Source organism: Pseudomonas sp. LBUM1641 (assembly GCF_059716235.1).
The window spans coordinates 410358-423598 of the sequence record NZ_CP166815.1; the positions used below are offsets into that span (position 1 = coordinate 410358).

12 protein-coding genes are annotated in these 13241 nt (G+C 59.1%); 6 read left to right on the forward strand and 6 right to left on the reverse strand.

Annotation, left to right across the window (positions count from 1 at the left end; all coding sequences use genetic code 11):
• Positions 1 to 133 precede the first annotated feature (133 nt).
• Positions 134 to 1660 (reverse strand): 2,3-bisphosphoglycerate-independent phosphoglycerate mutase, encoded by a 1527-nt coding sequence (gene gpmI / locus ACA046_RS01895; RefSeq protein WP_076018130.1) that lies wholly within the window; start codon positions 1658 to 1660, stop codon positions 134 to 136.
• 151 nt (positions 1661 to 1811) lie between these two features.
• On the opposite strand from gpmI, the gene ACA046_RS01900 reads away from it, so the two are divergent.
• From ACA046_RS01900 to secB, 3 genes are read left to right on the forward strand one after another with little or no spacing between them, the layout of a single operon-like run.
• A complete protein-coding gene (locus tag ACA046_RS01900) occupies positions 1812 to 2225 on the forward strand; it encodes a rhodanese-like domain-containing protein (RefSeq protein WP_076018129.1) in 414 nt (137 codons plus the stop codon).
• Position 2226: 1 nt separating this feature from the next.
• Positions 2227 to 2481 carry a glutaredoxin 3 gene (gene grxC, locus ACA046_RS01905; protein ID WP_010169095.1) on the forward strand — a complete coding sequence of 85 codons (255 nt, stop codon included), beginning with the start codon at positions 2227 to 2229 and terminating at the stop codon, positions 2479 to 2481.
• A gap of 42 nt (positions 2482 to 2523) precedes the next feature.
• Positions 2524 to 3009, forward strand: a complete 486-nt coding sequence (gene secB / locus ACA046_RS01910) for a protein-export chaperone SecB (RefSeq protein ID WP_497675819.1) — start codon at positions 2524 to 2526, stop codon at positions 3007 to 3009.
• Positions 3010 to 3178: 169 nt separating this feature from the next.
• On the opposite strand, the gene ACA046_RS01915 is transcribed toward secB, so the two are convergent.
• Positions 3179 to 3634: a tRNA (cytidine(34)-2'-O)-methyltransferase gene (locus tag ACA046_RS01915; RefSeq protein ID WP_076018128.1), complete on the reverse strand. Its 456-nt coding sequence runs from the start codon at positions 3632 to 3634 to the stop codon at positions 3179 to 3181.
• On the opposite strand from ACA046_RS01915, the gene ACA046_RS01920 reads away from it, so the two are divergent.
• Positions 3633 to 4073, forward strand: a complete 441-nt coding sequence (locus ACA046_RS01920) for a hypothetical protein (protein ID WP_497675820.1) — start codon at positions 3633 to 3635, stop codon at positions 4071 to 4073. The genes ACA046_RS01915 and ACA046_RS01920 overlap by 2 nt on opposite strands.
• Before the next feature lie 468 nt (positions 4074 to 4541).
• Here the strand turns inward: ACA046_RS01920 and ntrC are convergent, their stop codons facing one another.
• The 4 genes from ntrC to glnA all read right to left on the reverse strand — a co-directional run bounded on the left by ntrC (position 4542) and on the right by glnA (position 9455).
• Complete coding sequence (gene ntrC, locus ACA046_RS01925) at positions 4542 to 5978, reverse strand: nitrogen regulation protein NR(I) (RefSeq protein WP_003218003.1); 1437 nt, start codon at positions 5976 to 5978, stop codon at positions 4542 to 4544.
• The gene (gene glnL, locus ACA046_RS01930) at positions 5975 to 7060 is read right to left on the reverse strand and encodes a nitrogen regulation protein NR(II) (protein WP_003218001.1); all 1086 of its coding nucleotides are present in this window, start codon (positions 7058 to 7060) and stop codon (positions 5975 to 5977) included. The genes ntrC and glnL overlap by 4 nt, the downstream gene beginning before the upstream one ends.
• A gap of 261 nt (positions 7061 to 7321) precedes the next feature.
• Positions 7322 to 7858: a chorismate mutase gene (locus ACA046_RS01935; protein ID WP_497675821.1), complete on the reverse strand. Its 537-nt coding sequence runs from the start codon at positions 7856 to 7858 to the stop codon at positions 7322 to 7324.
• A gap of 190 nt (positions 7859 to 8048) precedes the next feature.
• A complete protein-coding gene (gene glnA / locus ACA046_RS01940) occupies positions 8049 to 9455 on the reverse strand; it encodes a glutamate--ammonia ligase (RefSeq protein ID WP_076018125.1) in 1407 nt (468 codons plus the stop codon).
• Positions 9456 to 9788: 333 nt separating this feature from the next.
• Here glnA and thiI point away from each other — a divergent pair, with 333 nt between their 5' ends.
• Positions 9789 to 11243 (forward strand): tRNA uracil 4-sulfurtransferase ThiI, encoded by a 1455-nt coding sequence (thiI, locus tag ACA046_RS01945; RefSeq protein ID WP_318301977.1) that lies wholly within the window; start codon positions 9789 to 9791, stop codon positions 11241 to 11243.
• A gap of 139 nt (positions 11244 to 11382) precedes the next feature.
• A complete protein-coding gene (typA, locus tag ACA046_RS01950; protein ID WP_497675822.1) occupies positions 11383 to 13203 on the forward strand; it encodes a translational GTPase TypA in 1821 nt (606 codons plus the stop codon).
• The last annotated feature ends 38 nt before the right edge of the window (positions 13204 to 13241 follow it).

Sequence of the window (13241 nt, forward strand, 5' to 3'; positions counted from 1 at the left end):
GCGGGCGACACCAGGGAAAGGGACGGCCTAGTATGCCCGCCAAGCGCTGCAAAAAAAACGCCTCAAAGCCAACTGCTTTGAGGCGTTCGTCATAAAAAGCCGTTTCGGGCGATTTAATCGGGCGGTTTTGCTATTAAACCAATATCGAAGTGCCAGTCATCTCTTTCGGTTTCTCCAGCCCCATCAGCATCAGCATGGTCGGCGCCACGTCGGCCAGTACGCCGCCGTCACGCACTTTCAGGTCGCGTTTGCCAACGTAGATGAACGGCACCGGCTCGGTGGTGTGGGCGGTGTGGGCCTGGCCGGTGGATTCGTCGGACATTTGCTCGCAGTTGCCGTGGTCGGCGGTGATCAGCGCTTCGCCGCCTACCTTGTCCAGGGCGTCGACAATGCGGCCGACGCACAGGTCGAGGCATTCCACGGCTTTTACCGCCGCTTCGAGGTTGCCGCTGTGGCCCACCATGTCGCCGTTGGCGTAGTTGACCACGATCACGTCGTAACGCTGGTGTTCGATGGCGTCGACGATCTTGTCCGTGACTTCCGGGGCACTCATCTCCGGCTGCAGGTCGTAGGTAGCGACTTTCGGCGACGGGATCAGGATGCGTTCTTCGCCCGGGAACGGTTCTTCACGACCGCCGGAGAAGAAGAAGGTCACGTGGGCGTATTTTTCGGTTTCGGCAATGCGCAGCTGGGTCTTGCCGTTTTTCGCCAGGTAGTCGCCCAGTACGTTTTCCAGGCTGCCCGGGGCGAATGCCGACGGGGCCGGGATGTTGGCGGCGTATTGGGTCAGCATCACGAATTCGACTTTCGGCTGGCGGGCGCGCTGGAAGTCCTTGAAGCCGTCATCGACAAACACATGGCTCAGCTCGCGGGCACGGTCGGCACGGAAGTTCATGAACACCAGGGCGTCGCCATCTTCGACTTTTACCGGTTCACCGATGGTGGTGGCCTTGACGAATTCGTCGCTCTCGCCACGGGCGTAGGCGGCTTCCAGGCCTTCCTGGGCGGTGGCGGCGTTGAATTCGGCCTGGCCGTCGACGATCAGGTTGTAGGCCTGGGCTACGCGGTCCCAGCGGTTGTCACGGTCCATCGCGAAGTAACGGCCGACCAGGCTGGCGATGCGGCCCTTGCCGAGGGTCTTGAAGGTTTCGTCCAGCAGTTCGATGGAGGACTGGGCGCTTTTCGGCGGAGTGTCGCGACCGTCAAGGAAGGCGTGCAGGTAGATTTTTTCGGCGCCGCGCTTGAAGGCCAGTTCGGCCATGGCGATCAGGTGGTCCTGGTGGCTGTGGACGCCGCCGTCAGACAGCAGGCCCATGAAGTGCACGGCCTTGCCGGCCTTGACTGCCTTATCCACAGCCGCGCAAATAGTCGGGTTCTCGAAAAACTCGCCGTCGCGGATCGATTTGGTCACACGGGTGAAGTCTTGATAGACCACTCGTCCGGCACCAAGGTTCATGTGGCCGACTTCCGAGTTGCCCATTTGGCCATCCGGCAGGCCAACATCCATGCCCGAGCCCGAGATAAGGCCGTTCGGTACGGTAGCGCTCAGACGGTCCAGTACTGGCTTCTTGGCCGAGTACACAGCGTTGTCGTGGTGGCTTTCACTGTGTCCGAAGCCATCGAGAATTATCAGGACCAAAGGTTTAGGCGTAGTAGTCATAGATCCTCTCGCGGCGGTAATGAATGAAGGCAATTGAAAAGGGAGTGGCAGTTTAAAGCGAAGTTCCGACCACGTCACCGCTTTACGGGGGTTGGCCGACCATGACGGCTGTGTATACTTACCGCCATTTTAACGCCCTGGAACCTCCTTGATGGTTGATCACCTGATTGCATTTGCCACTACCCACTATTTGCTCGCTGGTGCGTTCGTCGTACTGCTGGCGCTGCTGATCGCTCATGAAATGAGCCGCGGTGGCCGCAGCCTCAGCACATCCGAGCTGACCGCCCTGGTCAACAAGGATGAGGCTGTAGTGGTGGACATTCGTCCCGCCAAGGATTTCGCCGCCGGTCACATTGTCGGCGCGCTGAACATTCCCCAGGACAAGCTGATTTCGCGCCTGGCCGAGCTGGAAAAGTACAAGGGCAAGACCATCATTCTGGTCGACGCCCAAGGCCAGCACTCCGGCACCCACGCCCGCGAGATGCTGAAAACCGGCTTCAACGCCGCCAAACTGTCGGGTGGCATTTCCAGCTGGCGTGGCGACAACCTGCCGCTGGTGAAGTGATATGAGCCAGGTTGTCGTTTATTCCAGCGATTATTGCCCTTATTGCATGCGGGCCAAGGCCCTGCTTGAGAAAAAGGGCATTGCCTTCGAAGAGATCAAGGTTGATGGCAAGCCCCAGGTGCGCGCCGAGATGACCAAGAAAGCGGGACGCACGTCCGTGCCGCAGATCTGGATCGGTGACAAGCATGTCGGTGGATGCGATGACCTGTTCGCACTCGAGCGCGCCGGTAAACTGGATGCGCTGCTTCACGTCTGACTCCTAACCCCTAAAAGACCCCAAGATCACGAAGGATCTGCGATGACTGACCAACAGAACACCGAAGCGGAAGCAGAAGAAGCTCAAGGCCCACAATTTTCCCTGCAGCGTATCTACGTACGTGACTTGTCGTTCGAGGCGCCGAAGAGCCCGGCCATCTTCCGTCAGGAATGGACCCCGAGCGTTGCGCTGGACCTGAACACCCGTCAAAAGGCTCTGGAAGGCGACTTCCACGAGGTCGTGCTGACCTTGTCGGTTACCGTCAAGAACGGCGAAGAAGTGGCCTTCATCGCTGAAGTGCAGCAGGCTGGTATCTTCCTGATCCAGGGCCTGGACGAAGCGTCCATGAGCCACACCCTGGGCGCGTTCTGCCCGAACATCCTGTTCCCGTATGCCCGTGAGACCCTGGACAGCCTGGTCACCCGTGGCTCGTTCCCGGCGCTGATGCTGGCTCCAGTGAACTTCGATGCCCTGTATGCGCAAGAGCTGCAGCGTATGCAACAGGAAGGTTCGCCAACGGTTCAGTAAGCTGTTGCTGCATAAAAAAGCGCCATAACAGGCGCTTTTTTATTGGGCGAGCCCCCTGTAGGAGCGAGCTTGCTCGCGAAAAACCTGAGAGCGCCGTGTCCATTCAGGATGCCCGCGTCATCGTTAACGTTTTTCGCGAGCAAGCTCGCTCCTACAGAGGAATAGGGGGCTATTTGAAACCGAGTTGGCGCCAACCCTCATACACGGCGACGGCCACGGTGTTGGACAGGTTCAGGCTGCGACAGCCTTCGCGCATCGGCAGGCGCAGGCGGTGGCCTTCGGGCAGGGCGTCGAGCACGTCCGCCGGCAGGCCCCGGCTTTCCGGGCCGAACAGGAAGGCGTCGCCTTCGGCAAAGCTGGCATCATGGAACGGCCGCGAGCCCTTGGTGGTAAACGCGAACAACCGTGGGTGGTTCAGGCTTTCCAGGCAACTGGCGAGGTCGGCATGGCGTTGCAGGGTGGCGTACTCGTGGTAGTCCAGCCCGGCGCGGCGCAGGCGCTTGTCGTCCATGTCGAAACCCAAGGGCTCGATCAAATGCAGGTGGCAGCCACTGTTGGCGCACAGCCTGATAACGTTGCCGGTATTCGGCGGAATTTCTGGTTGAAAAAGGATGACGTGAAACATGCACGGCTCCGAAGGCAAAGATGCGCTGCATTCTACCCCCGAAGAAGACCCCAGGCCGAACCTATTGCCACGGGTTTTAGGCTCGTTGGCCATTGTCGGCTTGATGGTGGGCCTGATGATCGGCCGGCTGACCACACCAGACCCGGTCGAGTTGCAGCAGGTAGAGCCTGCCACCGATGGCCTGGTGGTGTGGTTCAACAGCGAACCCAAGCTGCACGGCGAGCATATCGACGGCACGGTGGCGCTGCTGTTCGACGCGCTGGGCAAGGCTCAGGGCGGGCAACTGAAGGTCAACGACAAGGACGTGAACTGGCGCATCCGCAAGACCGATGGCGGCTTGCTGCTGAACCTGGTGGCGGCTCGGCCGTTGCGTGGGACGTGGTCGGGGGAGAAGGTCGAGGGGCGCTGGCGGGTGGAGATCCATCTCCAGGAGCAATAAAAGAGGGAATCCCCGGCCTGCCTGTACCGAGGTTCCCGAAACGGGTGTGGGGCGCGACGCGATCCGCATCAAGCACCCCGGGTGTAAAGAGGGGATTCTCGGCCTGCCTGTACCAAGGTCCCCGAAACTGGGTAGTAACAGGGTTATTGCAGGGGGCGTGCCAGAATTGCAAAGTTGTGCCAAAAAATTTCTTCAGAAAGCGCAAAGCCCCGGAATACGGGGCTTTGGCGTTTTCAGCTTTTAATATTTTTTTAACAAGGCATGTGTTTCAGGGGGCGGATAAGTGCGCGATGCCGGTTCGTGGTGCATTGAAGCGGTGCACGGTGCTGAAACTTTGTGGAGGTCCAAATGTGGGAGCGGGCTTGCTCGCGAAAGCGGCGTGTCAGTTGACACATAGGTTGACTGAATCACCGCCTTCGCGAGCAAGCCCGCTCCCACACTGGATCGTCGGTGTACTTGAGGGATCAATCAGCCCTCATCACCTTCATCGTCATCGCCGCCGTCGACCTTCATCCCCAGCTCCTTGATCTTGCGAGTCAGGGTGTTGCGGCCCCAGCCCAGCAGCACGGCGGCATCGCGACGGCGACCGGCGGTATGCTTGAGGGCAGTTTCGATCATGATCCGCTCGAAAGCCGGCACAGCGCTGTCCAGCAGGTTCGACTGGCCACGTGCCAGGGCCTGGTCGGCCCACTGGCGCAGCGCCTGCTCCCAGTTGGTCACCGGTGCCGAATCCTGCGGCAGGCTCAGCAGCTCAGGCGGCAGGTCGCTGATATGCACTTCGCGACCCGAAGCCATTACGGTGATCCAGCGGCAGGTGTTCTCCAGCTGACGCACGTTGCCCGGCCATGGCAGGTTCTTCAGGTATTCCTCGGTCTCGCTTTTCAGCAGCTTCGGCTCGACGGCCAGCTCCTGGGCGGCGCGGCTGAGGAAGTGACGGGCCAGGGTCGGGATGTCTTCGCGGCGGTCCGACATCCGTGGGATGTGGATGCGGATCACGTTTAGGCGGTGGAACAAGTCTTCGCGGAATTTCCCGGCATGCACCAGGGTTTCCAGGTTCTGGTGGGTTGCCGCGATGATGCGTACGTCGACCTTGACCGGCGTGTGCCCGCCCACCCGGTAAAACTCGCCGTCGGCCAGTACCCGCAGCAAGCGGGTCTGGGTGTCGGCCGGCATGTCGCCGATTTCATCGAGGAACAACGTGCCGCCATCGGCCTGTTCAAAACGGCCACGGCGCAGGTTGGCTGCGCCGGTGAACGCGCCTTTTTCATGGCCGAACAGTTCCGACTCCATCAAGTCTTTCGGAATCGCCGCCATGTTCAATGCAATGAACGGCGACGCCGCCCGTGGGCTGTGACGGTGCAGGGCGTGGGCCACCAGCTCTTTACCGGTACCCGACTCGCCGTTGATCAGCACGGTGATATTGGAATGGCTCAAGCGCCCGATGGCGCGAAACACTTCCTGCATCGCCGGCGCTTCGCCGATGATTTCCGGGGTGCGGGTCAGGGCCGGCGGGGCTTCCTGGTTCTGTTGTTCCTGAGCGTGCTGGTTGGCGCGTTTTACCAGCGCCACCGCCTCGTCCACGTCGAACGGTTTTGGCAGGTATTCGAAGGCACCGCCCTGATAGGACGCGACAGCGCTGTCCAGGTCCGAGTGCGCGGTCATGATGATCACTGGCAAGCGCGGGTGCTGCTCGCGAATCCGCGCCAGCAGGTCCAGGCCACTGGCGCCGGGCATGCGGATGTCGGAGATGATCACGTCGGGCTGCTGGCGAGCCAGGCGGCTCATCACCCCGTCGGCGCTGTCGAAGCTCTGGGTGGTCATGCCTTCCTGTTGCAAGGCTTTCTCCAGGACCCAGCGGATAGAACGGTCGTCATCGACGATCCAGACAGTTTCACTACGGCTCATGTCGATGGGGCTCCTTGTTCCAGTGGCAGAAAGATCGAGAAGGTGGTGTGGCCGGGATGGCTCTCACATTCGATCAAACCCTGGTGCTGGCTGATGATGTTCTGGGTAATGGCCAAGCCGAGCCCGGTACCGTCCGGGCGGCCGCTGACCATTGGGAAAAAGATGGTTTCCTGCAGCTCGGCAGGGATGCCCGGGCCGTTGTCGATGATCTCGACCTTGGTCACCAGGCGATGGCGCACGTGGCCGATGGTGAACTGGCGCAGGGCGCGGGTGCGCAGGCTGATGCGGCCCAGGCGCAGTTCGTTCTGGCTGCTGATGGCCTGCATGGCGTTGCGCACGATATTGAGCACCGCCTGGATCATCTGCTCGCGGTCGATCAATACGTCGGGAATGCTTGGGTCGTAGTCGCGCACCAAGGTAATGCAGCCCTGGCTTTCGGCCTCCACCAGTTGGCAAACCCGCTCCAATACTTCGTGGACGTTGGTCATCGCCAGTGACGGCAGCTTGTTGGAGCCGAGCATGCGGTCCACCAGGTTACGCAGGCGGTCGGCTTCCTCGATGATGACGTTGGTGTAGTCCTTGAGGTTCTCGTCCGGCAGCTCGCGTGCCAGCAACTGCGCGGCGCCGCGAATCCCGCCCAGCGGGTTCTTGATCTCATGGGCCAGGCCGCGCACCAGCATCTTGCTGGTTTCCTGCTTGGACAACTGCGCCTCTTCCTTGGTGATGCGCAGCAGGCGATCCCGGGGATGCACCTCCAGCAGCAGCAGGGTCGCGCCGTGACTCAGGATCGGCGTTACCGCGTAGTCGACGGTCAGGGTCTGGCCGGTGAGGGCGGTGAGCATCGCTTCACGCTTGGTGAACGGGTGCGCCTGCTCCACGGCCTGGCGCAATGAGCTCAAGGCCTCGGCCGACTCAGTGAACAGCTCACTGATGAATTGCCCATGGCTGCGCTGTCCGCTGATGGCCAGCAGCATTTCCGCCGCCGGGTTCATGTACTCAAGGCGAAGTTCGTCATTGAGCAGAATGGTCGCGGTGGTCAGGTTGTCGAGTAGCAGGCGGTGCAGTGCGTCGCTGATGGTCATTAGGACCTCTTTTGGAGCAAGGCGCGGCCTTGAGGCATGCGCTGATACAAGGAAAATGCAAAAACCAAACCAAAGCTCCGAAAAGAAGCGTTAAAGCCCTGAAATGGGGGGTTAAGGCGCGAAACTGTGGCGTTCTGCCAGCTTGAGCGGGAACTTTCGAACCAAAATGGGTTGGGTAAGTGGGAAGGGTGCAGCCTGTTGCACCAATATAGTGCGGTTTTGAAGAGTCTGTTCAGGAAAGCCAAAAGGCTTTCCTGGTGATCAGCCTTTGTAGAGGCACAGCTCGGCGGTGGCGCGGATCATCGCCAGTTGGTGCAGCGGGTCATGTGCCGGCGCGTGATTGGCCTGGGCCAGCCATTGTGGGCATTGCGGGTTGGTGCGCTCCGGGGTGAAGTCCGCCAGCTGTTGCAGCAGGCGTTTTTGCAGCAGGTCCAGTTTCGGGCGAATCTGACCGACCAGATCCGGGCTCGGGTCGCTGGGTGCCTTGCCTTGCAACTGCCAATCGGACAGATGGGCGTACTGCACCAATTTGTTCGCTTCGATCTGGGCCGAAAAAAACTGCTCGGCCTGGGCCGGTGCCAGTATGTAGCTCGGCGCTTGGGCGACGACGCTGGCGATCACGTCCTGCTCCCGCGCACGGTCTTCGACGGGCTTGTGGCTGTCCCATTTGCTCAAGGCCACCTGGTCGGCAATCGCCAGGCGTTCGGCGATGCTGTCGAGCAGTGGGGCGAGGGTGGGCGGCGCGGCGGATGCGCTGGCACTAATGGCCAGCAAGATGAAGGCGAATTTGAATTTCAAGGCAGAACCCTCTTCTGTAGGAGCGAGCTTGCTCGCGAAGGTCGTTAACGATAACGCGTAAATATTGAAGAAATGCGGTGCCTTTGGATTTTTCGCGGGCAAGCCCGCTCCCACAGGGTTTTGCGGGCAAAAAAAAGACCTCCCGAAGGAGGCCTTTTTTCATCACGCCACGTTACGCAGCGCTACCGGATCAGCAGCTGTAGTACAGCTCGTATTCCAGTGGGTGTACGAAGGTACGGACCTTGATTTCTTCTTCGCTTTTCAGGGCGATGTAGGCATCGATAAAGTCGTCGCTGAACACGCCGCCTTTGGTCAGGAACGCACGGCCCTTGTCCAGCTCTTCCAGGGCTTCTTTCAGGCTGCCGCACACTTGTGGGATCTCTTTGGCCTCTTCAGGCGGCAGGTCGTACAAGTTTTTGTCGGCGGCGTCGCCTGGGTGGATCTTGTTCTGGATACCGTCCAGGCCGGCCATTACCAGGGCAGCGAAGGCCAGGTACGGGTTGGCTGCCGGATCCGGGAAACGTGCTTCGATACGGCGAGCGCGAGGGCTGGACACGTAAGGAATACGGATCGAAGCGGAACGGTTGCGAGCCGAGTAGGCCAGCATCACTGGCGCTTCGAAACCTGGGACCAGACGCTTGTAGGAGTTGGTCGACGGGTTGGTGAAGCCGTTCAGGGCCTTACCGTGCTTGATGATGCCGCCGATGAAGTACAGGGCGGTGTCGGACAGGCCGGCATAACCTTCGCCAGCGAAGGTGTTCTTGCCATCTTTGGCGATGGACAGGTGAACGTGCATACCCGAACCGTTATCGCCGTACAGAGGCTTAGGCATGAAGGTAGCGGTACGGCCGTAGGCATCAGCCACGTTGTGTACGCAGTACTTCAGGGTCTGTACTTCGTCAGCCTTGGCAACCAGGGTGTTGAACTTCACACCGATTTCGTTCTGGCCGGCAGTCGCCACTTCGTGGTGGTGAACTTCGATGACCAGGCCCATCTCTTCCATGGCGTTGCACATGGAGGTACGGATTTCGTGGTCGTGGTCGAACGGAGGAACCGGGAAGTAGCCGCCTTTGATACCTGGGCGGTGGCCTTTGTTGCCGCCTTCGATGTCCTGGTCGGACATCCACGAACCTTGTTCGGAGAAGATTTTGAACATGGAGCCAGAGATGTCGGACTTGAACTTGACCGAATCAAAGATGAAGAATTCTGGTTCCGGACCTACGAATACGGTGTCACCGATACCGGTCGACTTCAGGTATTCCTCGGCACGCTTGGCGATCGCACGTGGGTCACGGTCGTAGCCTTGCATGGTCGAAGGCTCGATCACGTCGCAGACGATGATCAGCGTTGGGTCTTCGGTGAACGGGTCGAGTACGGCGGTGCTGTCGTCCGGCATCAGGATCATGTCGGAAGCTTCGATGCCTTTCCAGCCAGCAATGGAGGAGCCGTCGAACATTTTGCCTTCTTCGAAGAAGGCGTCATCCAGCGCGTCGCGAGCTGGCATGGTCACGTGGTGCTGAGTGCCTTTTGTGTCCGTGAAGCGCAGATCAATCCATTTGACGTCATGATCTTTGATGAGTTGAACCGACTTCGACATAGTGTCCTCCGGGTGGCTTCGGGCTGGGGTAGTGGAGTAGCCCTTAGAATGTGGGTGATGCCGGCGCGAATACTCGACCAAGGCAACCTGCCTCACAAGAGAGCAAATTGCATGCCAGTGCCCCGACATGGGTTTTTTGCCACAAAAACGCCCCTATAAAGGTGCAATCCGCTAAAGCGGAAGAAAATGCGCACCGCAATGTAGCGCGAATTTTCGTTTATGACCCGTTTTGGTGCGCGAAAGGTCCGATGCATATTAACTGGTTAAACCTTGAGCGATTTCCGCTATAATCCGCGCCCCCCTTTTTCGGCTGGGCCTGCGCGCGCTGTTTTCATGAAATTAATCGTTAAAGTCTTCCCCGAGATCACCATCAAGAGCCGACCGGTACGGATGCGTTTCATCCGTCAATTGGCCAAGAACATCCGTGCCGTGCTCCGCGATCTGGACCCGGCTGTGGTGGTGAACGGTGTGTGGGACAATCTCGAGCTGGAAACCCGCCTCACAGACCCCAAGGCCTTGAAGGACATGACCGAGCGCCTGAGCTGCGTGCCGGGCATCGCGCATTTCCTGCAGGTCGACGAGTACCCGTTGGGTGACTTCGACGACATCACCGAAAAGTGCAAACAGCACTACGGCGATGTACTGGCAGGCAAGGTTTTTTCGGTGCGTTGCAAGCGTGCCGGCAAGCACCCTTTCACCTCCATGGATGTAGAGAAATACGTGGGCAGCAAGCTGCGTCGCGAGTGCGGCGCCGCCGGAATTTCCCTGAAAGCGCCGCAAATTGAAGTGCGGATGGAAATTCGCGACCAACGGTTGTTTGTGATCCACAGCCAGCACGACAGCATCGGCGGCTACCCGCTGGGTGCCCTGGAGCAGACCCTGGTATTGATGTCCGGCGGTTTCGATTCCACCGTTGCGGCCTACCAGATCATGCGCCGCGGGCTGATGAGCCACTTCTGCTTCTTTAACCTGGGCGGGCGTGCACACGAATTGGGCGTGATGGAAGTCGCGCATTACATCTGGAAGAAGTACGGCAGCTCGCAACGGGTGCTGTTTGTCAGCGTACCGTTCGAGGAAGTCCTGGGAGAAATTCTCGGGAAAGTCGATAACAGTCATATGGGCGTAGTATTGAAGCGTATGATGTTGCGCGCTGCGTCCCGAATCGCGGATCGGCTGGAAATCGACGCACTGGTCACCGGTGAAGCGATTTCCCAGGTGTCCAGCCAGACCCTGCCGAACCTGTCGTTGATCGACTCTGTGACCGAGAAGCTGGTATTGCGCCCGCTGATCGCCAGTCACAAGCAAGACATCATCGACCTGGCGACCCAGATCGGCACGGCGGATTTCGCCAAGCACATGCCGGAATATTGCGGGGTCATCTCGGTGAACCCCAAGACCCACGCCAAACGCAACCGCGTGGAGTACGAAGAACAACAGTTCGACATGGCAGTTCTCGAGCGAGCGCTTGAGAACGCCAAACTGGTGCCGATCGATCGGGTTATCGACGAATTGGGCCAGGATTTGCAGATCGAAGAAGTCAGCGAGGCTCTGGCCGGTCAGATCATCATCGACATCCGTCACCCGGATGCCGCTGAAGACGAGCCGCTGGAAATTGCTGGCATCGACGTACAAACGCTGCCGTTCTATGCATTGAATGCGCGTTTCAAGGAACTGGATGACAGCCGTCAGTACCTGTTGTATTGCGACAAAGGCGTGATGAGTCGCCTGCATGCCCACCATTTGCTCAGTGAGGGGCATGCCAATGTGCGCGTTTATCGACCGAGCTAAGAGCCCGGGGCTGTTTGCCTGTGGCCTGCGTCACCGGCCCCCCGACTCTGCCGTCAAGCTGTAACGGCAAGGCCTGACTCTACTGTTAATCGCTGCCACGACCTGTCAGCACACCGAATCCTCTGATCGAGATACACAAGTGATCGAAAATCTACGCAACATCGCCATCATTGCTCACGTTGACCATGGTAAGACCACCCTGGTAGACAAACTCTTGCGTCAATCCGGCACCCTGGAGCGCAACGAGCTTAACGACGAGCGCGTGATGGACTCCAACGAACAGGAGAAAGAGCGCGGTATTACCATTCTGGCGAAAAACACCGCCATCAACTGGAACGGCTACCACATCAACATCGTGGACACCCCGGGCCACGCCGACTTCGGCGGCGAAGTTGAACGCGTAATGTCGATGGTTGACTCCGTTCTGCTGCTGGTTGACGCTCAAGACGGCCCTATGCCGCAAACCCGTTTCGTGACCAAGAAGGCTTTCGAAGCCGGCCTGCGTCCAATCGTGGTCATCAACAAGGTTGACCGTCCAGGCGCACGTCCGGACTGGGTTCTGGACCAGATCTTCGACCTGTTCGACAACCTGGGTGCTACCGAAGAACAGCTGGACTTCAAAGTCGTCTACGCCTCGGCCCTGAACGGCATTGCCGGTCTGGAACACACCGACATGGCTGAAGACATGACTCCGCTGTACCAGTCGATTGTCGACAACGTACCTGCGCCGAAAGTCGACCGCGATGGTCCGTTCCAGATGCAAATCTCCGCACTGGACTACAACAGCTTCCTGGGTGTTATCGGCGTTGGCCGTATCGCTCGTGGCCGCATCAAGCCGAACACTCCGGTTGTCGCTATCGACGCCGACGGCAAGAAGCGCAACGGTCGTATCCTGAAGCTGATGGGTCACCACGGCCTGCACCGCATCGACGTTGAAGAAGCAGCTGCCGGCGACATCGTCTGCATCAGCGGCTTCGACCAGCTGTTCATCTCCGACACTCTGTGCGACCCACTGAACGTCGAAGCGATGAAGCCGCTGACCGTTGACGAACCAACCGTTTCCATGACCTTCCAGGTAAACGACTCGCCTTTCTGCGGTAAAGAAGGCAAGTTCGTGACCTCCCGGAACATCAAGGAGCGTCTGGACAAAGAGCTGCTGTACAACGTTGCCCTGCGCGTTGAAGAAGGCGACACCGCCGACAAGTTCAAAGTCTCCGGCCGTGGTGAGCTGCACCTCTCGGTACTGATCGAAACCATGCGTCGCGAAGGCTTCGAAATGGGTGTTGGTCGTCCGGAAGTGATCATCCGCATGGTTGACGGCGTGAAGCACGAACCGTACGAAAACGTGACCATCGACCTGCCGGAAGAATCGCAAGGTTCGATCATGGAACAGATCGGTATCCGTAAAGGCGACCTGACCAACATGGTTCCGGATGGCAAGGGCCGTGTGCGCCTTGAGTACAACATCCCGGCTCGTGGCTTGATCGGTTTCCGTAACGAGTTCCTGACCCTGACCTCCGGTGCAGGCATCCTGACCTCGATCTTCGACCGTTACGACGTGATGAAGTCCGGCGACATGTCCGGCCGTCAGAACGGCGTGCTGGTTTCGGTTGCTACCGGTAAGGCTCTGACTTACTCGCTGGAAACCCTGCAAGCTCGCGGCAAACTGTTCCTGGGTCACGGTGAAGACGTGTACGAAGGTCAAATCGTCGGCATCAACAGCCGCGACAACGACCTGGGCGTCAACCCAACCAAAGGCAAGAAGCTCGACAACATGCGTGCTTCGGGTAAAGACGAAACCATCGCTCTGGTTCCGCCTATCCGCTTCACCCTGGAGCAGGCTCTGGAATTCGTTCAAGAAGACGAATTGTGCGAAGTCACTCCTAAGTCCATCCGTCTTCGTAAGAAGATCCTGGGCGAAAGCGAGCGTACCCGCGCTGCGAAAAAAGCCGGTAACTAAGTCTTTTAGTTAGCTGCAAAAAAAACGCCCCCGACCGC

Coding starts and splice junctions, on each gene's coding strand:
- ACA046_RS01900 (WP_076018129.1), top strand. CDS start 1,812: ATGGTTGATCACCTGATTGCATTTGCCACTACCCACTATTTGCTCGCT.
- secB (WP_497675819.1), top strand. CDS start 2,524: ATGACTGACCAACAGAACACCGAAGCGGAAGCAGAAGAAGCTCAAGGC.
- glnL (WP_003218001.1), bottom strand. CDS start 7,060: ATGACCATCAGCGACGCACTGCACCGCCTGCTACTCGACAACCTGACC.
- glnA (WP_076018125.1), bottom strand. CDS start 9,455: ATGTCGAAGTCGGTTCAACTCATCAAAGATCATGACGTCAAATGGATT.
- ACA046_RS01915 (WP_076018128.1), bottom strand. CDS start 3,634: ATGTTTCACGTCATCCTTTTTCAACCAGAAATTCCGCCGAATACCGGC.
- ntrC (WP_003218003.1), bottom strand. CDS start 5,978: ATGAGCCGTAGTGAAACTGTCTGGATCGTCGATGACGACCGTTCTATC.
- grxC (WP_010169095.1), top strand. CDS start 2,227: ATGAGCCAGGTTGTCGTTTATTCCAGCGATTATTGCCCTTATTGCATG.
- ACA046_RS01920 (WP_497675820.1), top strand. CDS start 3,633: ATGCACGGCTCCGAAGGCAAAGATGCGCTGCATTCTACCCCCGAAGAA.
- gpmI (WP_076018130.1), bottom strand. CDS start 1,660: ATGACTACTACGCCTAAACCTTTGGTCCTGATAATTCTCGATGGCTTC.
- thiI (WP_318301977.1), top strand. CDS start 9,789: ATGAAATTAATCGTTAAAGTCTTCCCCGAGATCACCATCAAGAGCCGA.